The 22680-nt window shown below is 61.0% G+C and carries 16 protein-coding genes; 8 read left to right on the forward strand and 8 right to left on the reverse strand.

Going from position 1 to position 22680, the window contains the following annotated elements:
- The first annotated feature begins 86 nt into the window (after positions 1–86).
- Both ABIE16_RS15020 and ABIE16_RS15025 read left to right on the forward strand, forming a co-directional pair.
- On the forward strand, positions 87–2357 hold the full coding sequence (locus tag ABIE16_RS15020; protein ID WP_429521451.1) for a PAS domain-containing sensor histidine kinase: 2271 nt from the start codon (positions 87–89) through the stop codon (positions 2355–2357).
- A gap of 10 nt (positions 2358–2367) precedes the next feature.
- A complete protein-coding gene (locus ABIE16_RS15025) occupies positions 2368–3003 on the forward strand; it encodes a response regulator transcription factor (RefSeq protein ID WP_102672425.1) in 636 nt (211 codons plus the stop codon).
- Positions 3004–3007: 4 nt separating this feature from the next.
- On the opposite strand, the gene ABIE16_RS15030 is transcribed toward ABIE16_RS15025, so the two are convergent.
- Both ABIE16_RS15030 and ABIE16_RS15035 read right to left on the reverse strand, forming a co-directional pair.
- Positions 3008–7417, reverse strand: coding sequence for a response regulator (locus tag ABIE16_RS15030; RefSeq protein WP_429521452.1), 4410 nt, complete (start codon positions 7415–7417; stop codon positions 3008–3010).
- A 51-nt stretch (positions 7418–7468) separates the two neighbouring features.
- Positions 7469–8626, reverse strand: coding sequence for an HD-GYP domain-containing protein (locus ABIE16_RS15035; RefSeq protein ID WP_154908518.1), 1158 nt, complete (start codon positions 8624–8626; stop codon positions 7469–7471).
- A gap of 281 nt (positions 8627–8907) precedes the next feature.
- Here ABIE16_RS15035 and ABIE16_RS15040 point away from each other — a divergent pair, with 281 nt between their 5' ends.
- Positions 8908–9609, forward strand: coding sequence for an EthD domain-containing protein (locus ABIE16_RS15040; protein WP_429521453.1), 702 nt, complete (start codon positions 8908–8910; stop codon positions 9607–9609).
- 50 nt (positions 9610–9659) lie between these two features.
- On the opposite strand, the gene ABIE16_RS15045 is transcribed toward ABIE16_RS15040, so the two are convergent.
- From ABIE16_RS15045 to ABIE16_RS15070, 6 genes are all read right to left on the reverse strand, one after another.
- Positions 9660–10658: a 3-hydroxybutyryl-CoA dehydrogenase gene (locus ABIE16_RS15045; protein ID WP_429521454.1), complete on the reverse strand. Its 999-nt coding sequence runs from the start codon at positions 10656–10658 to the stop codon at positions 9660–9662.
- Positions 10658–11764, reverse strand: coding sequence for an NAD/NADP-dependent octopine/nopaline dehydrogenase family protein (locus tag ABIE16_RS15050; protein ID WP_090456066.1), 1107 nt, complete (start codon positions 11762–11764; stop codon positions 10658–10660). The genes ABIE16_RS15045 and ABIE16_RS15050 overlap by 1 nt, the downstream gene beginning before the upstream one ends.
- A 96-nt stretch (positions 11765–11860) precedes the next feature.
- Positions 11861–12835, reverse strand: a complete 975-nt coding sequence (locus tag ABIE16_RS15055) for a helix-turn-helix domain-containing protein (RefSeq protein ID WP_429521455.1) — start codon at positions 12833–12835, stop codon at positions 11861–11863.
- 85 nt (positions 12836–12920) lie between these two features.
- Positions 12921–14276, reverse strand: coding sequence for a spinster family MFS transporter (locus ABIE16_RS15060; RefSeq protein ID WP_218497573.1), 1356 nt, complete (start codon positions 14274–14276; stop codon positions 12921–12923).
- Positions 14277–14424: 148 nt separating this feature from the next.
- Positions 14425–15675 carry an OprD family outer membrane porin gene (locus ABIE16_RS15065; protein WP_159390165.1) on the reverse strand — a complete coding sequence of 417 codons (1251 nt, stop codon included), beginning with the start codon at positions 15673–15675 and terminating at the stop codon, positions 14425–14427.
- A 630-nt stretch (positions 15676–16305) separates the two neighbouring features.
- On the reverse strand, positions 16306–17001 hold the full coding sequence (locus tag ABIE16_RS15070; protein ID WP_090456076.1) for a winged helix-turn-helix transcriptional regulator: 696 nt from the start codon (positions 16999–17001) through the stop codon (positions 16306–16308).
- 103 nt (positions 17002–17104) lie between these two features.
- On the opposite strand from ABIE16_RS15070, the gene ABIE16_RS15075 reads away from it, so the two are divergent.
- From ABIE16_RS15075 to ABIE16_RS15095, 5 genes are all read left to right on the forward strand, one after another.
- Complete coding sequence (locus ABIE16_RS15075; protein WP_340317495.1) at positions 17105–18046, forward strand: carbon-nitrogen hydrolase family protein; 942 nt, start codon at positions 17105–17107, stop codon at positions 18044–18046.
- A 71-nt stretch (positions 18047–18117) separates the two neighbouring features.
- A complete protein-coding gene (locus ABIE16_RS15080; protein ID WP_154908529.1) occupies positions 18118–18552 on the forward strand; it encodes a GFA family protein in 435 nt (144 codons plus the stop codon).
- A 261-nt stretch (positions 18553–18813) separates the two neighbouring features.
- Entirely contained in the window at positions 18814–20226 is a 1413-nt protein-coding gene (locus ABIE16_RS15085; RefSeq protein WP_340317497.1) for an FAD/NAD(P)-binding protein, read from the forward strand.
- A gap of 16 nt (positions 20227–20242) precedes the next feature.
- Positions 20243–21202 carry an alpha/beta fold hydrolase gene (locus ABIE16_RS15090; protein WP_218497583.1) on the forward strand — a complete coding sequence of 320 codons (960 nt, stop codon included), beginning with the start codon at positions 20243–20245 and terminating at the stop codon, positions 21200–21202.
- Between the two features lie 24 nt (positions 21203–21226).
- On the forward strand, positions 21227–22654 hold the full coding sequence (locus tag ABIE16_RS15095; RefSeq protein ID WP_150813918.1) for a GGDEF domain-containing protein: 1428 nt from the start codon (positions 21227–21229) through the stop codon (positions 22652–22654).
- The last annotated feature ends 26 nt before the right edge of the window (positions 22655–22680 follow it).

The raw sequence follows: 22680 nt of genomic DNA on the forward strand, positions 1-22680 counted from the left end.
ATACATATTTCTATTAAGTCCGAATCAATGCCGCCAACGCTCCAAGGCTGGTATATGCTTGGTTTCCCTGAGAAAGTGGACCCGCAATGACCCTGACGCCCGTTCGATTGCACAGTTGGTTGCGCCTGCAGCGCGAGGGTGTGTCTCTGGCCACCCGGGCCGATGCGTTGTGTCGGGCGCTGCAGGATTGCCCTGAGGTGCAGCGGGCGGTTTACCTGAGCTGGCAGCCCAATGCACGGATCTACAGCCATGAGGGCGCCGCCCAGCATTTACCGCCGGGACTTGGCGACCCGGCGCTGGCCAGCGACCAGTTGCTCTTCGAGCATCTGCTCGAGGCAGGCCGCCTGGACCTGGCTCAAGTCCGTCAACTCGATTGCTGGTTGTCCGGCCGGTTGCGCCGGGCCGCGATCAGCCATGGCCAGGTATTTGATCTGGCCTTGCAGCCGGGGCAGCCGGGCTTGTTGCTGGTGGAAGTGCGCGAGGGCGTGAGTCTCGATTGGCTGGGCTGGGTGCAGGATTTGCTGACGACGCTGCTGAGCAGCGTCAACGGCCTGCTGCGTGGTTCGCCACTGTTGGGTCACGATCCGCAACCGAGCCTGTTGCTCGATGCGCAAGGTCGACCGCTGGAGTTCAACGCGGCACTGATGGCGCTGCTCGCCGAGAAGTCACTGACCGATGTATTGGGCTTTTTACCGGTCAATCATCGGGTGCTGGTGCGTGCCTGCCTGGACCAGCAACGCGCCGTCGAAGGTGTCGAGGCTCAGTTTGAAACGCAGATCCTGATCTGGACGTTCATTCCCGATCCCCAGGACAACCGAGTGCTCGCCCGTTGCCGCGACGCCACGGCGCAAGTGCTGGCGGAGCGTGAAGCGGCCACCGCACGACGGCTGTACCGGCTGATCATCGAAAACACGACTGACCTGATATCCCGTCACACTCCCGAAGGTCGCGTTATCGATGCATCACCGGCGTCCTGGACCCTGCTCGGTTACTGGCCCGAAGAGTTGCGCGGGCAAATGGCCCAGGGCCTGTTTCATAGCCAGGACCTGGCCGCTCTGGTGCAGCGCGCGCGCGATGCGCTGGAGCAGGATGGCTATCACACCATGACCTATCGCATTCGCCATCGCGACGGCCACTACCTGTGGTTCGAAACCGCCAGCCGGGCGATCCGCGAAACCTACACCGGGGCGGTGGTCGAAATCGTCAGCATATCCCGGGACATCACGGCCCGGGTGCAGGCCGAGGAGAACAAGCGACGCCTGGCCGAAGTGGTCGAGGCCAACATTGACCCGGTGTTGTTCATCGCTCCCGAGGGCCAGGTCACTTACCTCAATCCAGCCGCGCGACGCATCCTCGGGATTGATGAGCAACAACCCATGCCGGCCCTGGCCACGTTGTTCGCAAGCGGCGACCTTGCGCGCCTGCAACGCGATGGCTGGAGGCGCGCCGAGCGCGACGGTGTCTGGAGCACCGATGCGCGTTTGCAACCACCGGGCGGGGGCACATCGGTGCCGGTGTCGCTGGTACTGCTGGCGCACCGTTCCGCCGGCGGTGAGCGTTATTACTCATTGGTCGCGCGCGACATGACCGAGCGCGAGCTGCGGGAAGTGCAACAGCGCCGTCATCAGGACGAACTGGCACACACCGCACGGCTGGTCACTCTCGGTGAACTGGCCTCGGGGATCGCCCACGAAATCAACCAGCCGCTGGCTGCCGTGGTCAACTATGCGAATGCAAGCCAGCGCTATCTGCAAACGCTGGATTCCAATCCCCAGGCCGCTGCCAGAGTGACCCAGGGCCTGGAACGCATTACCCATCACGCCACCCACGCCTCCGAAGTGATCCGACGGTTACGCTCCTTTTTGCGCAAGGGACAGCGTCGCATGCAGGCGCTGAACTTGACCGACGTCGCTCGCGAAGCCGTGCGTTTGTGTGCCTGGGAGGCGAGTAATTGCCAAGTGACAATCGAGGATCGACTGCCGGATAATCTGCCACCCGTTTATGCCGACCGCGTGTTGCTGGAACAGGTGCTGCTCAATTTGTTGCGCAATGCCATCGATGCCAACCGTGAGCAACATCCCGGGCAACCCTCTGTGATCGTGATGGCCGTGGAGCATGGCAGTGGCGCCTGCGTGGAAATCAGTGTGCGAGACCAGGGGCCGGGCGTCAGCGAGCCGGAACTGGAACAGATATTTACCCCGTTTTACACCAGCAAGGCCGATGGCCTGGGGCTCGGTCTGTCCATGAGCCGCAGCATCATCGAAGGTTTCGGTGGCGAATTGAATGCCCGGCGCCAGCCTGTCGGGCTGCTGATGTGTTGCCGCTTGCCGCTTGCCGGCCCAACAAAACAACAATAGGAATCAGGTAATGGCAGGTGTAACGGAGCACGTTGTGTACGTGGTCGATGATGACCAGGGCATGCTCGAATCGACGGTCTGGTTACTGGAGTCGGTCGGGCTCAAGGCCTTGCCGTTTACCAGTGGCGTCGCGTTCCTCGATGCCTGCGATGCAAGCCTCGATGCTTGTGTGCTGCTGGACGTTCGCATGCCCGGTATGGGCGGGTTGAACGTGCAGGAAGAAATGCGTGTGCGCCAACTGAACCTGCCCATCATCTTCGTCAGCGGGCATGCGGATGTGCCGATCGTGGTGCGCGCGTTCAAGGCCGGTGCCCATGACTTTATCGAGAAGCCCTACAACGAACAGCTGTTGCTGGACAGCGTGCAACAGGCGCTCAGCAACTGTGCCGCCAACCGTTCGGGCAACCAGGGCCACGAAGCCTTGCAGGCGCGCTTGTTGACCCTGACCCCGCGCGAGCGCGATATCCTGTTGCCACTGGTGCAGGGTTACACCACCCGCGAAATCGCGGAGCAACTGGGCGTAAGTGCAAAAACCGTTGATCTGTATCGCGCGCGCGTCATGAAACGCATGCAGGCCAACACGCTGCCGGACCTGGTGGGCATGGCCATCGCGGCGCAGATGGTCGATCCGCTGAAGTTGCGTTGATTCCTCAGGACAGGTTTTCAAGCAGCTCCAGCGCCTGATCAAAATCGAAGCACTCCGCTTGCCGCACAACCCGAAGCAATTGCTCGGTCATCCGCGGGTCTGAAGCCAGCCCCTGCAGTTTGAGCAAGGCCGTCAGCGCCTGGGTGTCGCTCTCGGCCAGCAAAGATCGGACGTGGGCCAATTGCGCATGCCATTCGCTGCCCGGTGGCACGCTTGATGGGTCTGCGGACGATGTCGGCTCGCCGAGCACCGATAAGCCTTCCAGCACCGTTGTCAGGCAACGCTCGACCTCCACCAGCCGGTCAGCCAGGTCCTGCTCCGCCCCATCGCTCGTCCCATCGTTCAGACACGCCTGTTCCAGTGCGGCGGCTGCATTCGCCACTTCAACGGCACCAATGTTGCCCGCCGTTCCGCGCAGGGTATGGGCCAGCCTGATAGTCGCCGAAGTATCGTCCTGGCCTCGGGCAGCCAGGAACTCGGCGCAAAAAGCCTGGTGGCTGGAGCGAAACTTGCGCAGCAGCCGCAGATAGAGCTCGACCTTGCCCATGCAGGTGCCCAGGCCCGCTTTCAAATCAATGCCGGGAAGGCTGGCTGGCAGGCTCGCCGCTGACTCCGTGGTGACCGGCGAAACGTCGGCCGACATCGCGCCTCGGTCAGCTCGCGGATGTATCCACTTGGCCAACGTGGCAAACATGTCGTCGACGTTCAAGGGTTTGGAGATGTGGTCGTTCATGCCGCAGGCCAGCGCCCGCTCGCGGTCCCCCGCCATGGCGTCGGCAGTCATGGCGATCACCGGCAGATTCGCCCAGCGTGGCTGCTCACGTATCTTGCGGGTCGCGGTGTAACCGTCCATCACCGGCATCTGGCAGTCCATCAACACACCATCGAAGTCTGCGTCACGCTCCAGTTGGTCGAGCGCTTCTGCGCCGTGAACGGCCAGGCACAGCTCGATCCCGGCGCTCTCCAGCAGTTCACAGGCCAGCTCGCGGTTCAGCTCATTGTCTTCGACCAACAGCAGTCGCGCGCCACGCAGGCTGGCCATGGCGCTGGCACTCTGGCCGAGTCGCGAGCTGGCCCGGGTATTGGCCTGGGGGATCTTGCCGAGCACCGTGCCCAGCGCCTCAAGCAAAGTGGACGGCGTCACCGGTTTGGTCAGTACCACCGGCAAATGAATGCCATACCGACTGGCCTCTTCGCGGGCTTCCTCGCGACCGAACGCCGTGACCATGATCACCGACGGCGTTTGCGCCAGTTTGGCGGCCTGCATCTGCCGCACCGTTTCCACACCGTCCATGCCAGGCATACGCCAATCCATCAGCACCAGATCATAGGGCAGCACCTTCGCTTCGGCGTCCACCAGCATGGCCAGTGCGGCCCGGCCGCTTTGCGCGACGTCCACCTCCACGCCAAAACTGCGCGCCATGCTGGACAGGATCTCGCGCGCGCTGGCGTTGTCATCGACCACCAACACACGGTTGCCCAGCAATTCGTCGGCGGTCACCATGCGCCGTAAATGGCTGTCGCGCTGCACCCCCAGGCTCACCTCGAAATGGAAAGTGGAACCAAGGCCCGGCTCGCTCTCTACCCAAATGCGCCCGCCCATCAATTCCACCAGATGCCGAGAGATGGCCAGGCCCAACCCGGTGCCACCGTATTTGCGGGTGGTGGTGCTATCGGCCTGGCTGAAGGGCTGAAACAGGCGCGAGCATTGCTCGGCGTTCATGCCGATCCCGGTGTCGCGCACCCAGAAATGCAGCTGCGCCTGCTCTCCTGCCGCGCCCCGGTGCTCTACGCCGAGCACGATCTCGCCCTGCTCGGTGAACTTCGTCGCATTGTTGCCCAGGTTGATCAGCACCTGGCCAAGGCGCAACGGGTCGCCGATCAAGGCGGTCGGCAGCTCGGCATCGGTGTTGAACAGCAATTCCAGGCCTTTGTCCTCGGCTTTGAGGCCGATCATGCTGGCAAAGCCGTCGAGCACGGCCTCGAGGTGGAAGGGAATGTTCTCCAGGTGCATTTTCCCGGCCTCGATCCTGGAGAAGTCGAGGATGTCGTTGATGATCACCAACAGGTATTCCGCCGAGCGGTGGACCTTTTCGATGTAATTGCGCTGGCGGTGGTCGAGCTCGGTTCGCAATGCCAGGTAGCTCATGCCGATGATGGCGTTCATCGGTGTGCGGATCTCGTGGCTCATGGTGGCCAGGAAGTTGCTCTTGGCCCGGGTCGCCTCTTCTGCGGCCTCCCGTGCACGCTGCACCTCGGCCTCGGCGGTCTTGCGGTCGGTGATGTCAAAGTACCAGTTGGCCCCCATGCCCCGCTCCCCCAGCGTCATCGTGACGGCCGAAACCAGTACGTCGAAGCGCTCGCCTCCAGCGCGCTGCAGGGTGGTCTCGAAGTTCAGCACCGCACCTTGCGCCGCCGCTTCGAGAAAGCGCTGGTGTGCCTGCGGGTCGACCCAGAACTGCGCCGGATCCGCACCTTCGAGTTCAGCCAGACGAGTCCCGAACAGACTGTCGAACTGCGGATTGCAGTAGGTTGGACGGCCATCGACGTCCCTGATCACCATGGCCACCGGGCTGCTGTCGAGTACTGCGCGCAACTGTGCCTCGCTGGTCTTGAGTGCCGCCTGCAGCTGACGCCGTTCGCTCACGTCGCGCACCGAAGCGCACACGCATACGCCGTCACCTTCCAGGCTCGGCAGATGCGACAGGCTGATCTCTGCCGAGAACAGACTTCCGTCTTTGCGCACGCCTTGCAGATCGTCCAGGTTGGCCCCCATCTGGCGAGTGGCGCCGTGGGCCATGAAGCCCTTGCGCAGCGCCTCGTGGCGCCCTCTGCTGGCCAACGGCACCAAACGATCGATGGACTCGCCGAGCAGCTCACCGGCGCTATAGCCGAACAGCTGATCCAGTTGGCGATTGGTGCGCAGGATCTGTCCTTGGGCATCGACCACCAGCATGCCGTCCGGCGCCGCTTCGATAATCCCGCGATACCAGGCCTCGGTGGCGCGCAACGCCGATTGCTGGGTTTCCAGTGCCTGCGCCTGCTGCTCCAGTTGCAGCGCCTGTTCCGCCATTTCATTGGCCTGGCGACGGGTTTCCGCCAACAGGGTCTTGACCGCCTGATTGCGCTCCAGAATCGCCATGGCTGCGGCCAAACGTGGGGTGGCTTCCTGCAACAGCAGCAGTTCACGCTCGCCCAGGGGCTCCAGCCCGGCCAGTTCGAGCACCCCCAGCAACCGCTCGCCACGGACAATGGGTTGCAGCAGCAGGCAACGGGCCGGGACCTCGCCAAGGGGCGAGCGCAAACGCCAGTATTGCTCCGGCATCGCCTGAAACTGACGCGGCACGCGATCCACCGCGCACTGCCCCAACAGGCCATCGCCGAACATGACTTGCGCCTCGGGTGGACGCTCGGAATCGGTGGCATAACGCCCCATCAACAGCAGCGTGCCGGAATCCTCCTGCGCGCTGTACAGCACCCCCTGGCAGATTCCGTGCAGGCTGGCCATGCATTGCAGGAACACCTGCGCCAGTTCGGCCGGGGTTTCTGCCTGCTGCAGATCGACCTGCAATTGGGCGGTATGCGCCTTGATCCAGCGCTGACGCTCAAGTTGTTGGGATTCGGTCTGCAGTTTGGCGATGGCCCGCGCCAGATCGCCGGTTTCGTTGTTCAGGTCGGTGTGGGGAATCGGTTGATCGAGCTGCCCCGCGGCCAATTGGTCTACCGCCACCCGCACCCGGTTCAGTGGATTGCGGATCGACTGGCTGACGACCCAGGACAACAGCAACGCCAGCGACAAACCACCGAACAACAGTACGTAGGTCAGCCTGGTGCTGTGTTCGGCAAACTCGGCAATGTCCTTGGCCGTGTCGCGAATCGAGGCTTCCTTGATCTGGACGATCGCGTACAAAAGGCCGTCGGCCTGCCGGGCAAGTTGCTGGAATTCACTGCTATTGAGCAGCACCAACGCCTTGTTCTGCTGGCCCTGGTCGATCGATAGAAAGGCCTGGTCGCTATGACGCTGCAACTGTTGCAGCAGCAGGTCGAGCTCGGCGAGGCGCGCCAGATTGTCCGCGCGCCTTAAGGTCACTTTGGCGCGGGCCACGGCCTGCTGCAGGCCTTCGCGGATATCATGCAGTTGCTGCAGGGATTCGACGCGAATCTGCGCGCTGTCGGTGCCCACCGCACGCTGCAGTGCTTGCATCATATGGGGCAATTGCACACGGGCTTCCTGCAAGTGCTCCATGCCGACCAGTTCCTGCAGATAGAGGTTCTGCATGTCCTGCTTCAGCGATTGCTGGGTGCGCAGGCTTTGCACGCCGAGCACCAGCACCAACAGCAGCAGCGCCGAGAACCCCAGGATCAGTTTGTGAAGCAGCGCGAGGCGCTCAAGCAGGGTACGCAATCCGGCCATGACTATCCTCGTGGACCTGATGAAAACACTGACGAAGGGGCAATTGCGGGTTCACGGAGCCTGGCCGATACGCTCCAGGGCAGCCCGCTTGCCGGCCATATCCTGGTCGGTATCGGCGAAGCGCTCGGCGATGGTCTGGAACTGTTCGAGGCAATCGAGGAAGGCATCGCAGATATCGGGGTCGAAGTGCGTGCCTCGCCCCTGACGAATAATCTCGACGGCCTGCGCGTGGGGCATCCCCGCTTTATAGACCCGACGACTGATCAATGCGTCATAGACGTCCGCCACTGCCATCAACCGGGCGCTGACGGGGATGTCGTCACCCGCCAGCCCTTGCGGATACCCACTTCCGTCCCATTTTTCCTGGTGACTGTAGGCAATCTCCTTGGCCAGGCTGAGGAACTCGGCGCGAATGCCGAGCTGATCCTCGGCATGCTGGATGGCGTCACGCCCCAGCGTCGTATGAGTCTTCATGATCTCGAATTCTTCCTCGGTATAGCGTCCCGGCTTGAGGAGAATATGGTCGGGGATGCCGATCTTGCCGATGTCGTGCAGCGGCGCCGACTTGAACAATAACTCGATGGTGTCCTCGGTGAGAAAGTGACTGAAGCGCGGATGAGCACGCAGATGCTCGGCCAGCACCTTGATGTAATGCTGGGTCCGCCGGATATGGTTGCCCGTTTCGTTATCGCGAGTCTCGGCCAGTGAAGCCATGGCCTGGATGGCCACATCCTGGATCGCAATCACCTCGCGGGTCCGACGCGCCACTTCCTTCTCCAGATAGTCGTTGTGATCGCGCAGGAAGTCTGCAGCCGCCTTGAGCTTGAGCTGGGTATCCACCCGCGCCAGGACCAGCGCCGCTCTGATTGGTTTGGTGATGTAGTCGACAGCCCCCAGTTCCAGGCCATGGATCTCGTCTTCGGTGTCGGCCATGGCCGTCAGAAAGATGATGGGAATGTCACGGGTACGCGGGTCGCGCTTGAGCTGCTGCGCCACTTCATGGCCGGACAGCCCGGGCATCATCACGTCCAGCAGGATCAGGTCAGGGAGTGCGTCGCCCTGTAGTACGCGCAAAGCCTTTTCACCGCTATTGGCAGCCTTGACCCGGTAGCGATCCTTGAGCAGATCCGTCATCAGCATCAGGTTGTCGGGCGTGTCATCGACCACCAGCAGGGTCGGCGGACTGTAATGACTCTGTTCGGCACTCATGGCGGATGGCTCCCTTGCCGGAAATGGACATCCCGAGGCAACACTTCCAGCGCCGCCCCAGCGCAAGAGAGCTTAGCTGCTGTTCTGCGGACCTGCCCGGCGCCGAGCCCGAACCAGAAGCGTCAGCCGTTGCCCTCATAGCGTGGGTCAGTAGTCTGTTTGAGGTATTACCCAAAGCTGACCTTGATTGACTATGACGCCAGGGATTTTCGGTCATCCGGATGGACCAGGCAGCACGACCGCCGCTCCATCCATCAACCGCAACGAGGAGCTTGATAGCTATGGAAAAAGTCATCTATCTGCTGTGGCGTGATACCCAAGTCAGTCCTGATACCTTCGCCCATCGCTTGCGCAGTGAGGTCGCCGGGCAATTGCAGGCACTCGGTGCCCGTGGTGTGCAATTGAACCTGGCCGATGCCGATGTGCAACCCGCCGCCGGCCTGCGCCAGGAAAACAACCGACCATTGCCCGATGGCAGCCTGTCGCTGTGGCTGGACAGTGCCAACGGGCCAGCTCGTCGCCCTTTCGATAACCTGATCAGCGCGGCAACGGCGCGCATGGCCGCCTACCTGGTCTGTGAGTCGGTCGCCATCGCCAATATCCGCTTCCCTGCAACACCCGGTGAGCGTACCCACGGGTTTGCCCAACTGGCCCTGCTGACCCGCCCTCCACGCCTGACTCCCGAGGCCTGGCTGGACATCTGGCGCAACCATCACACGACGGTGGCCGTGGACACCCAAGCCAACTTCCAGTACGTGCAAAACCTGGTGTTGTCGGCACTGACCCACGGCGCGCCACGGATCGATGCCATCGTCGAAGAATGTTTTCCGCCAGCGGCCATGACCGATCCCATGGCCTTTTTCGATGCGGCGGGCGACGAAGCGAAATTCCAGCGCAACCTGGCGGCGATGATGGACAGCTGCAGCCGCTTCATCGATTTCGACAAGATCGACGTGCTGCCCACCAGCCAGTACTGCCTGTAGGACCGGAAAATCGTCAAGCGTGTCAGGGCCCGGCATCCGGGCCCTGATGCTCAGGCCTGCTTCAAGGCGCCATCGAACGCAGGCGTCAGCCCCGACAACTCCAGCTTGCGGACAAAGTCGCCCAGACGCTGCTGCTTGTAGGCGTCCACGTCCATGCCACGGTAGTCGTAGAAACCCTGGCCATCGCGCAAGCCATTGCGGCCGTTTTGCATGTTGTCGGCGATCACTTGTGGTGACTCGAAACGCGGTGACAGCGCTCCACTCAGGTAACGCGAGGCGTAGTACAAAATGTCGCCGCCGCCCCAGTCGATGAACTCAAGCAGGCCCAGCACCGAGAAGCGCAAACCAAAGCCGACGCGTACCGCCGTGTCGATATCTTCTGCGCTGGCCACGCCCTCTTCCACCATCCGTGCCGCTTCGTTCATCACCAATGCCTGAATGCGCGGCACGATGTAGCCAGCCACCGGGTTGCACACCACAGGCACCTTGCCGATGCGCTTGAGCAGTTGCAGCAGCCGTTCGACCACCTGCGGGCAGGTCGCTTCGCTGCGACTGACTTCCACCAGCGGCATCAGGTACGCGGGATTGAGCCAGTGCGCGTTCACGAAGCGCGCAGGCGTGCTGACCATTTCGCTCAGTTCGGTGACCAGGAAAGTCGAGGTGGTCGACGCGATGATGGTCGACACCGGCACATGCTCGCTGACCCAGGCGAAGGTCTCTTGCTTGACCGCGATGACTTCCGGCACCGCCTCGAACACCAGGTCGCACCTGCGCAATACCTCTGTGGCCTGGGATCTGGATTGCAGCGTCAACCGGGCTATCGCGATGTCGGCCTGTTCCAGCCGGAGCATGCCGAGGCGTACCAGCATCTGCAATTCGCTGCGGATGTTGTTGCGCACACGTTCGAAGTAGCCGTACCGCTCATCCTCGGCGCGATCCTTGATATCGATCAGGGTGACCGGCAGGCCCGCATGAATGAACGCCAGGGCAATGCCCTCACCCATCCGGCCGGCGCCGACCACGCTGACTTGGGGCAGCGCGGCGTTCATCAGTTGTAGCCCCTGGTCAGCAGTTCGGTCATCTGCACCCGACTCAGCGTGGCCAGACCGAGGTTTTCCAGGGTGCGGCCTTCGGCGTAGAGATCCCGTGCAGCGACGACCGAGGCAATGCTCAGCAGGCCCTGCGCGACCGGCGTCGGCACACCGGCCCAGCGGCCGACGGACACCAGGAAGGACAGGCCCAGGCGGGTGTCTTCGAGCATGTAGCGATGCTTCTGCAGGTCGATGTCCTCGCGCCAGTCACCGCTGTCGGTCAACTTGCCATGGGCACCGCGACCGTACATCCACTCATCACCTTCGGTGGTGTTGTAGTGGTCGGCGAGAGGAAAGTGCGGCGCGCCGTAGGTCAGCGCTTCACGCACGGCCATGCGCTCGGCATCAAGCTGGTTGGTCACGCGACGAATCGACGGTTGGGTGCCTTCGTTGTGAATGTCCCAGGCCTCGAAATGCTCCAGCGGCCCGGCGTTCATCATGATCAGCGGCGGGTGGATGATAGGGCCTGCGTTCATCAACGCACCGCTCAGGGCGTCTTCAATCGGTTCGACGCTCGGGTAGGCTTCACGCAGCACCGCAAAAGCATGCTCGGACAGGTTGCTGGGGAATACACCGGTCGGCAGGCGGGTGGCATAGCCGCTGATCACCAGGTCGCTGGCGCCATGTTTGCGTACCAGGTACGGCAGCGTACCGGTTTCAGCGAAGGCGACCTTGCTCCGGTTGCCCGCATCGGCCATGGCCTTGGCAAACACGAAACTGCCAAAGGTGCCCGGCGGCAGGAACACCACCTGACCGTCGTGCAGGTGCGGCGCAACATGTCTGGCCAGGTCTTCGTGGGAGGTCGACGGCAGCGGGATGATCACCAGTTGCGCGTCGCCCAGGGCTTCGGCCAGGTCGTCGGTGAACGACAACTTGTCGCCCTTCTGGCCGACTGACAACTGGCGAGTGCCCCGGTAGTCCTTGATGGTCAGCCTGCCGATGGCCAGCAGCTCTTTGAGCGCTGTGGAATCTCGACGCCACAGGCGGGTCTGGTGCCCCTTTTCAGCCATTTCGACAGCAGCGGCGTAACAGCCGTGACCACCACCCAGCACGGTAATATTCATGCAGATACTCCTTTTTGTCAGAGACTCGATCCTATCGAGCCGCACCGCCACAGACTCCTCCGATTGCGCAGCCGAATGACCGATTGCGCAGGTGTCTCAATGCTTCCGCCGCCGCAGGGTGTCCGACGGCAGGCAATCATAGCGTTGCCGATAAGCGCTGGAGAAATGCCCGAAGCTGTTGATGCCATGACGCAACAGGATATCGGTGACGGTTTCGCCGGCCCTGCCCTGCTTGAGCGACTCGTGGATGACCGCCAGGCGACGGTCGCGGATGTACTCGACCGGCGCCTGCCGGAGGAACTGGTTGAAACCGTTCTGCAAGGTGCGCACCGAGACACCACACAGTTCGCTCAGGGTCGTCAGGCTGATCGGTTCGTCGAGGTGTTCCTCGATGTAGTCACGGGCCTTTTTCACGTGGTGTGGCAGCGGCACGCGCGAATCGATCAACAGATCCGCGGAGTAGTTATGCGGCAGCTGCGTGAGCAGCAACTGCATCAGGTATTCGGACAGGCCGCTGGCGAGGCGCGAACCGTCAACGCCGCTGCCGTAGAGCCGGCAGATGTAGTCCAGGGTGTGATAGAGGCTGACGACGCCGGCGCCCAGGTGGTCGACGCTGACATCAAAGATCACCGACTGGCGCAGGCTGCGGCCGAGCAGGCGTTGCAGCTGCGTCTCCAGGGCATCACGGTCGACACGCAGGATCAGGTTGCGGCACTCGCCATCGGTGACGATGCGGCTTTGCGCGAACGGCGAGGAAACGCTCAGGTAGCCCGACTGCATCGCCGCGCTGCGCCGCCCGTGGGCCACTTCGCAATGTCCCTGCAAGGTGATGCGAAACAGGTACTGATCGGCGATGTCGCCGATGGTGATCTCCACCGGCGCGCCATAACGCAGGTCGAGCAGCGCCGAATCGCCGAAGAATACGCCATTGAGCCGGGTGTAGATCGGCTCGTCACGCAGCACATTGAAACTGTGGGGGCACAGGTATTGGCTGACCTTGTCCTTGATCTCGCGGTAGTCGGCCGAACTGAGCAGGCTATGCCGTTCCAGCAGGTGTACGTCATTCAACATCAAGGGTTCTCCTGACGTGGAGCGTCTCGGCCCCGCTCCCTTTGACAGGAGCGAGGCCGGGGCGCCGATCGTGGACTATGACCAATCAAGCCCGGGTCGGATACTCCCGGGCATAACTTTCGCGAAAACGACGGCAACCACGCCAGAGCAGCAGCACGGTCAACGCCGATGCACCGGCGATCACCAGCGACATCGACGACCCTACCGCCGCGGGCGATCCGAAATAGCGGTCGGTCAACAGCGCCACCAGCGTGGTGCCCAGGCCCAACCCCAGCAGATTGCTGATCAGCAGGAACACGGCCGAGACCTGTGCGCGCACCTGGTTCGGTGCGAGGATCTGCATCGCCGCCGTGGACGCCGGCATCGGGAACGAGGCGAAGAACATCGCTGGCACCAACAGGGTCACCGACAGCCACAGTTGATCGACTTGAGAGAACAGCACGGCCGGCACCGCCATGCCGAGGGCACCGATGACGCCAGTGCGCATGGCAGCGTCCTGATGACCTTTCTTGGCCAGATAATCGGTGAGCCATCCACCGAACAGCACCCCGCCTGTGTTGGCCACCAACAGCACGGTGCCAAGCATGTAGCCCGCCTCCATCGGCGACAGGCCGAACTTGCGGATGTACAGCGCCGGGCTCCAGCTCATCAAGCAGAACAGGGCCATGGCGTAAAATGAAAAGCCCAGGTAATGACAGGTGAAGGTGGCGCGATGGCGGCCGAGGAAGCGCAAGCCATCACCCATCCCGACCTTCCTGGCCCGACCCTGCGCATCCACCTGCAGGCCTTTGCGCGCCGGATCGCGCACGGTAAGCCAGATCAACAGGCCGACCACGATGCCGGGCAGGCCGACAATGAAGAACGCCAGCTGCCAGGCCTTCATCGCACCGAGAAAGGCGACCTCGATGGTGTTCATGTCCTTGAGCATCGCGATCACATAGCCGCCCACCAGGAAGGCCAGACCACCACCGACGAACGAGCCGATCGAGTAGATGCCCACCGCGCGGCCGAGTTTCTCCTTGGGGAACATGTCGCTGAACATCGAGTAGGCCGAGGGCGACAGGGCTGCCTCGCCGACACCGACGCCAATGCGGGCGAGGAACATGTGCAGGAAGTTCTTGCTCAGACCGCAGGCCGCCGTCGCCAGGCTCCAGAACACCACGCCGACGGCGATGATCTTCGGTCGCGAGAAGCGGTCGGCCAGATAGGCGATGGGCATGCCCATGAACGCGTAGAACAACGAAAAGGCCAGCCCGTGCAGCAGGCTGAACTGGGTGTCGCTGATCTGCAGGTCGGCTTTGATCGGCTCGATCATCAGCGCCAGGATCTGCCGATCCACAAATGAAAAGATGTAGGCGATCATGCACAGGCCGACCACATACCACTCGTAAATGTAGGTTTTCTTCTTCTGCAGGACCGCGTTATCGACCTGGATATTCACTAGTGTTTGCTCCTCTTGGAATCCGCTCATGCGCGCAGCGGTGCGCAGAACAACGACTGGAAAGTTGCGGGGCAGATGCAAAGGACAAAGGGTTCGAACATGGTCAGGCCTCTTATTGTTATGGGGGCAAATCCCGGGTGGACGCGGCTTACCAGAACTTCCAGGTGTAGGTCGTGGCGACACGGAATTCGTTGTAGTCGTAGCCGTACTTCTGTTTCACGTCGATGTTGCGCAGGTCCAGCCCCAGGCCTTGCAGCGCCCCGCTCTGGACCACGTAGCTGAGCCCCAGAAAGCGTTCGCTTTCCTGGTTGTCGCTCAGGTTGTTGCCACGGTCCCAGTTGGTACCCTTGATATAGCGGGTGTAGAGCTTCAGCCCCGGCACGCCCATTCCGGCAAAGTCATAGCTGTAGCGCGCCCCCCAGGACTTTTCATCCGGGCGGACAAACCCCAGGGACGACCAGTGCACCAGGTAAGGTTGCGGGATAAAACCGTTCATCGTTGGGAACACGCTGTCACCGAGCATGCGCTGGTAACTGAGGCCAAACATGTGGGCGCCTTTGAGCAAGGTGAACAAGGCACCGTAGGAACGGTTGTCGATCTCACCGTTCAACGCATTGCCATCTTCATTGTTATTGAAGTAGCGCAAGTCGGTTTTAAGTTTGTAGCCACTACCCAGGTCAGCCATATGCATCAGGCCGAAATAGTGTTGCTGATAAATATCGTGCAACACGCCGTAGAAATAACTGGCTTGCAAGTTTTTGGTAATGTCGTAAGTTGCGCCGCCGAAGTCCAGGCCGTCACTGTCGAGATTATCGGTGGAACCAAACTTGTATAGCTTCTCGTGGTTGGAAGATTCCCGTGTCACGGCGGACCAGAACCGGCCACCGGTCATCGTCAACCCATCGACTTCCCTGGACTCGACCACGGCCCCTTGATAGATCGTATCCAGTTGCCGACTGGGGTCATCGGACGCCACCGGCAGTTGTGGACGAAGGTCACCGACCTTCAACTCGGTCTTGCTGTAGCGCATCTTGAAAGTTGCACCGGCGCGACTGTAGTCATCGGCCGTCTGCTGGTCGCGGACGCTGTACGGCAGCGAACCGTCATTGCCCGACGAATCCAGGCGCACGGCGTACTGCGCATCCACATCAAGGCCGATTGCCAGGGCCGTGTCGGTGTAACCGGAGGTAAACTGCGCATCGAAACCCTGGGACCAACTATGCACTTCAGAAACCGGCGCATTGGTATTGGTGTAGTTACGATGCAAGTAGAAGTTTCGCGTATCCACTTTCAAGTGACTGTCATCAACAACATCGGCATAGGCTGTCAATGGCGAACAGATAATTCCCAACACGCCGGCAATACCGAGCCCACGGCAACATTGCTTTACCTGATACATCTAACTTCTCCACATCTGTATGTGCTGGGCACTGTATTTATAGGAGCAGATTCGAACTAAAAACTAAAAATGCCGGCAGCCGAACACCGAGCCTTCTTGCACAGGAAGGCGGATTGCATCAGGGATATAAAGAACGATGGGTTCGAGCATTGTCAGACCTATTGTTGTTATGGGGTAAAGCGCCAGGCGGGCTCAGTGGAACAGCCAGCCAAGACGACACGCCTCTTGTCTACCCAAGGTAAGTGAGTAGGCGCCGCGCCGATATCGAGATGAACAGCATCCGTTGGGGGGAAAACTTCAACCCGGCTAAAGGTTTCCCTTAGTCGACTCAAAGGCGCAGAGCACACGATGGGAGATGGCAAGCCTGAATTGCATAAGCCTTCCTTAAGCGAGGTCTTGTTGTTGGATGGGCCCTAAGCTAGCGATTGCCCTGCCTGCCAACCTCCCCGATTGCGCAGGCGATTCTCCAATTGCGCAGCCTGATGCAGACTGCCTGAGCACTGCAGCCTGCGAGCCCCCTGCAGCAACAGCACTTCGCCGCGCCATTCGGCGAACTGGAAGCTCATCCCCTGGCGCCGGGCCATCCGGAGGCGGACAAGCTGCTGATGCTCTATCGCAATTTCGAGATGGCTATTGCAAAGGCTGGATTGCAGCGCTCCGGGTACCGGCGAATGCACTCGTGCCAAGCCAGCGCCACAGGTTTTCCGCATCCTGCACAGCGCCGTCCACACGCAGCTCTCGCGACTGAAGAACCTCCCTTGGTGTGCGGTCGCCAGTCCACACCTCGGTCAACGCACGCACGCTGGAGTCCACGACGAGCGTGAGTTCGCGTCCGGGGTCGTCGCGGCACAGATCTGCCACACCATGTTCGACTACGAGCCACCACTCTTGCTCGCCGGACCGCGCGTCGCGGAACCTGAAGTGAATGACCACCGCCCGGGACGGGAACATCTCGATGCGCGCGAACCGGCGCACGTCCCACATGAGCAGGCCCGCGTCGAGTTCGTTATCGCGAAGGCGACTACCTATCCAACGCGCGCCCCAATGCCCTAGCGCCATGATGATGGGGCGCAGTTCCTCGCCTGCCTCGGTTAGGCTGTACTCCCAGACTTTGCCCGTGGCCGTGCGATGTACGACACCGATATCTTCCAGGTGGCGCAACCGCTGTGCCAGCAAGCTGGTGGACATCCGTGGTACGCCGCGGTGCAGTTCATTGAAGCGCTTACTGCCGCACAGCAGTTCGCGCACGACCAAAGGCGTCCAGCGCTCGCACAGTGCTTCAGCACCGCGCGCGACCGTACAGAACTGACCGTAGCTTTCATCCATCGCCTGTACTCCGCACATACAACGCTTCAGATTCTGAACTAGCCTCGCGGTTTCGCCACGTGCACGCTGAAACCTGCGAAAGCCACCGTCTCAGGAGAACGCCATGACCAAGATAGCCATCATTCAGCGGCCGCCAGTGCTGCTCGATCGCAGCGCGACGATCGCCCGAGCCGTGCAATCGGTCGCTGAGGCGGCGGTGGCGGGAGCCTCGCTGATCGTTTTGCCCGAACAGTTCATTCCAGGTTACCCGTCATGGATCTGGCGGCTGGCGGCGGGAAAAGACGGGGCTTTAATGGGCCAGTTACACACGCGTCTGCTGGCCAACGCCGTTGATATCGCGAACGGTGACCTGAACGAATTGTGCGAGGCCGCCAGCGCTCATGTCGTGACGATCGTGTGCGGCATCAATGAATGCGACCGGCGCCATGGCGGCGGCACGCTCTACAACAGCGTAGTCGTTATCGGTACGAACGGCGAAGTGCTCAACCGGCATCGCAAGCTGATGCCAACGAACCCCGAGCGCATGGTCCATGGTTTCGGTGATGCGTCAGGGTTACGTACGGTCGATACACCGGTCGGCCGTGTTGGAACACTCATCTGCTGGGAAAGCTACATGCCGCTGGCACGCTATTCACTGTATGCCCAGGGGGTAGAGATCTACATCGCACCCACGTATGACAGTGGCGATGGCTGGATCAGCACGATGCGTCACATTGCACTCGAAGGCCGCTGTTGGGTGCTCGGCAGCGGCACTTTGCTGCGCGGCAGCGACATCCCCGATGACTTTCCGGCTCGCATGCAACTGTTTCCCGATCCGCAAGAGTGGATCAACGATGGCGACTCGGTGGTGGTCAACCCTCAAGGCCGGATCACAGCCGGTCCATTACACCGTGAGGCAGGCATTCTGTATGCGGACATCGACACCTCACTCGTGGCGCCAGCGCGACGGACGCTCGACGTCACCGGGCACTATGCGCGCCCTGACATTTTCGAACTGCAGGTGCGACGCACGCCGGCGACAGCGGTGCGCTTCATCGACGAGTGACGCTAACCAACGCTCAGGCAATCCATCCCAACTTCGACGGTATGTGTAATAACTGATGAAGGAGTCATTCCATGAGCATTCAAAGGTCTTACAAAGGCAGTTGTTTTTGCGGCGCAGTCGAGTTCACCGTCAGCGGTGAGCCGGCCGCAATGGGCTATTGCCATTGCGAGTCGTGTCGACATTGGTCAGCAGCGCCGGTCAATGCCTTCACGCTGTGGAAACCCGAGGCGGTGCAAGTAACTCGGGGGGCTGACAACATTGGCACTTACAACAAGACACCGCAGAGTTATCGCAAATGGTGCAAGAGTTGCGGCGGACACCTCTTCACCGAACATCCGGGGATGGGGCTCATCGACGTGTATGCCGCTGTCATCCCGGATCTCGCGTATTCGCCAGGAGTTCACGTGCACTATCAAGAGGCCAGGCTGCACATCAAAGACGGGTTGCCCAAGCTGAAGGATGTCCCCAGCGAATTAGGGGGATCGGGCGTCAGCATGGACGAATAGCGCCAGCACGGTAGCGTGCGGCGATCCGACCTTGCCTGATTACGCCAGTTGCCATCTGTTCGGCAATGTCATGACCACCGGTTAACTGAAATCCAGGCCGTGTAGTTTTTCTTCGCGCATGCCGACTTGAGTATGGACATTCACGCTGCAGCCATTAATTCCATTGGTTATGTGGGTGAGGAGCATTCGTTCTATTGCGCGCGGCATGGGTGGCTAATCTACGGAGGTTGAGGGGGGCAACCGTCAGGAAGGTGCAACCATATGGACGCAAATCCGATCGAAACCGACTATCTGATCATCGGGGCTGGCGCGACGGCCATGGCCTTCGTCGATACGCTACTCAAGGAAACGAATGCACGTATCGTGATGGTGGATCGGCACGGTCGACCTGGCGGGCACTGGAATGATGCCTACCCCTTTGTCCGATTGCACCAGCCCTCGGCCTTCTATGGCGTCAACTCACGGGAACTGGGCAGCGGAACGAAAGACACAACGGCACTGAACGAGGGCTTGTATGAGCTGGCCTCCGGCGCCGAGGTGATGAGCTACTTCGACCAGGTGATGAATCAGCAGTTTCTGCCGTCAGGTCGGGTCCGTTACTTCCCCATGTGCGACTACACCGGCGACCGCATTGACGACCACCGGTTTACCTCGCTGATCAGCGGCGTAAGCCATCAGGTGCGGGTGCACAAAAAGGTGGTGGACGCCACCCATGCCCAGACGGCGGTGCCCTCGACCCACCCGCCCAGATACAAGGTGGAGCCCGGCGTGCAATGCGTGCCACTGAACGACCTGCCGAAGATCCAGCACCCACACACTGGCTACGTTGTGGTGGGATCGGGCAAGACCGGGATCGACGCCTGCCTGTGGTGCCTGCAAAACGGTGTTGCGCCCGAAAAAATCTGCTGGATCATGCCGAACGATCCGTGGTTGATCGACCGGGCCAACTTGCAACCCGGCCTCGACAGCTTCGAACGAACAATCGGCGGCCTCACGGCACAGCTCGAGGCTATCGCAGCCGCGGACTCGATCCCGGACCTGTTCTCCAGGCTTGAGGCGGCGGGCCAGCTCTTGCGCCTGGATACGTCCGTCGAACCCACTGCTTACCGCTGCGCCACCGTCACTCAAGCGGAATTACGCGAGCTTCGACGCATCGACAACATTGTGCGCCTGGGGAGAGTGAGCGTTATCGAGCCAACGCGCATCGTGCTCGAGCAGGGCAGCATCGCCACGAGCCCAAATGCTCTGCACATTGATTGCAGCGCCAGTGCCATCCCGACACTCCCTGAAATGCAGGTGTTCGACGGCGGTAAGATCAACCTGGTGATGGTAAGCAGCTGCCAACCCTTGTTCAGTGCGGCCTTGATCGCTTATGTGGAAAGCCACCTGGACGATCAAGCGCAAATGAACGCGTTTTGCACAATGGTCCCCCCGCCTCACGTCCCCACGGACTGGATCAGAATCTGGGCCGTCTACCTGGGTAACCAGCTACGCTGGGGAGAACATGAAGGTCTGTCCCGCTGGATCAGGCAGTCGCGTTTGTACTTCATGACGGCGGTGGTCAGGGGCTTGCAAGAAACCGACACCGAGAAACTGGCACAGCTGCGTCGGCTCTCTGTCAGCAGGCAACAGGCTCTGACGAATCTGCCGCGTTTGCTGGAGGCCATCGCTTGAATCGCAGGAAGCGCACATGAACGAGCCACACCTCGAACTGCTCGACATCAATGGCATCCGCATGCAGGTCGCCATCCAGGGCTCCGGTCCCTTGGTCTTGCTATGCCACGGATTCCCGGAGCTGGGGTACTCGTGGCGCAACCAGCTTGCTGCGCTGGCGGCCGCCGGCTACAGAGCGGTAGCGCCCGACATGCGCGGCTATGGCGGCACAGATGCGCCGGCCGAACCCGACGCCTACACCACGCTCCACCTGGTAGGCGACATGGTCGAGTTGGTCAACGCACTCGGCGAACAGCAAGCCGTGATCGTCGGCCATGACTGGGGCGCGCAGGTAGCCTGGGGCGCAGCATTGATGCGACCCGATCTGTTCCGCGCGGTGGTCGGCATGAGCGTTCCCTTCTCGCCACCGACACGCGTGGAGCTCCTCAGCGCGCTTGCCTCGCGGGGTATCAGCGACTTCTACATCCAGTATTTCCAGACGCCGGGTGTGGCCGAGGCCGAGTTGGAAAGGGACGTCGAGTCGTCGATCCGGCGCATCTACTTCAGTGGCTCGGGTGACGGACCCGATTGGCCGGTGTTCGGCCGGCTGCAGCCGGGCCAGGGCTTCCTCGGCGCGATGGTCGAGCCCGAAACCCTGCCAGTCTGGCTAAGCCTTGAGGACATTGCCTATTACACCCGCGAATTCACCCGCAGCGGATTTCGCGGCGGCTTGAACTGGTACCGCAACATGACGCGCTCATGGGCACTTCTGGCACCTTGGCGCGGTTGCATTATCCGGCAGCCGTCGATGTTCATTGCCGGGAGCCGCGACGGCGTGCTGAAGTTTCCGAGTTCCCCGCGGCAGATCGAAGCCTTCGCGCAGACACTGCCGGGACTGCGCGGGTGTCATATCCTCGAAGGTGCCGGCCACTGGATACAGCAAGAGCGCGCGACAGAGGTCAATGAGCTGCTGTTGGGCTTCCTGAAAGAACTCTGAATTGATTTAAAACTGGAGGGAACCATGAACAATCTCATCGCCACCGACGAGTCACCTGAAGCCGTTCGCCTCATGGTCAGGGTTTACGCCTACTTGCTGCTCGCAGGATTTGCGTTTGTTCCGGCCTATCTGATTGGGTACTTGTACTTTTTTCAGGACCCCACGCTTACATTCGAGAATCACCTGTTCCATATAGTTGCGATCACGACAGCCACCCTGGCCGGCTCGTTTGTTACGTACGTAACGTGGCGCTGCTATCAGTCATCGGGAGATCCGCTGCTGCGATGGATGACGCTTGGTTTTCTCGGCTTTGTACTGATCTATGCGTTGCATGGTGCGTTCACCGGGCAAGCACACCACAATATCTGGCTCTTCCTGCTTTATGGACCCGCCTCTCGCCTGGTCATGTCGATTCTGCTGTTAGTCGGACTGCTGTCGTACCACCGCCCACCTGTTGCCGCGGACCAACGAATGAAGGCCCGCCCGTGGTTGACCTGGATAGGGCTGTTCCTGCTGGTCGACGTGGCAGTGGCGTACGTCGCGAATTCGCCGATCGCCAGCAATCTCGCGGTGCGCCTATCGATGGAAGGTGGTGCCCTCGTTCTTTCCACATTGACCGTGACAATACTCCTGCTGCGCCGTATCCGTTCGCCGCTGATGACCATTTTTATCATCTCGGTCACCGCGTTCGCGCTGTCCTCTCTTGCCTTCATCCTTGCACGTCCCTGGAACCATATGTGGTGGCTCGCTCACGCGATCTTCGCCGGCGGATTCTTCATGTTGAGCTATGGGGTAGTGCAAGCGTTCCTCACCACGCGGTCGTTTTCGAAGATTTACAGCCAAGAGGAATTGATGGTGCGTCTTGCCGAAGCGATGGCGTATGCCGAGAGCGCCCTGCAGGAACTCCAGCGCACCAATCAAGAACTCGGGCACCTTGCGGCGACCGATCCACTGACAGGCGCTGATAATCGTCGTCGGTTCATGGAGCGGGTCGAAGTCGAAATTGGCCGGACCAAACGCGGCGGTGCGCCGTTCTCCGTGTTGGCACTCGATCTGGATAATTTCAAGTCCATCAACGATCGCTTCGGGCATCAGGTTGGCGATGACATCCTGAAGAGTTTCGTGGAGAAATGCCTCGATTCGATCCGCCCGTATGACGGTGTAGCCCGAGTGGGCGGGGAGGAATTCATGATACTGCTACCTCAGACTTCACTTGAAGGCGCGCACGAAATCGCTGAGCGTCTGCGAAGCACCGTTGCAAATAGTTCTTTTCATGGCCAGCAGCGGTCAACCGTGGTCACAGTGAGCATCGGCGTATCGCAATCCGGTCGCGATGGCGACACGATCGAGGCAATTCTGCGTACAGCCGATCAACGCCTGTATCACGCTAAACACGAAGGCCGTAACCGTGTGGTCACTACCTTCAAAACCAGCCTCCAACCTATGCCTTGACCATCGTCTCGAAGTCGCTGAAAGCG

Origin of the sequence: Pseudomonas sp. 2725 (assembly GCF_050434585.1) — a bacterium.
GTDB classification, from domain to species: Bacteria; Pseudomonadota; Gammaproteobacteria; order Pseudomonadales; family Pseudomonadaceae; genus Aquipseudomonas; species Aquipseudomonas jessenii.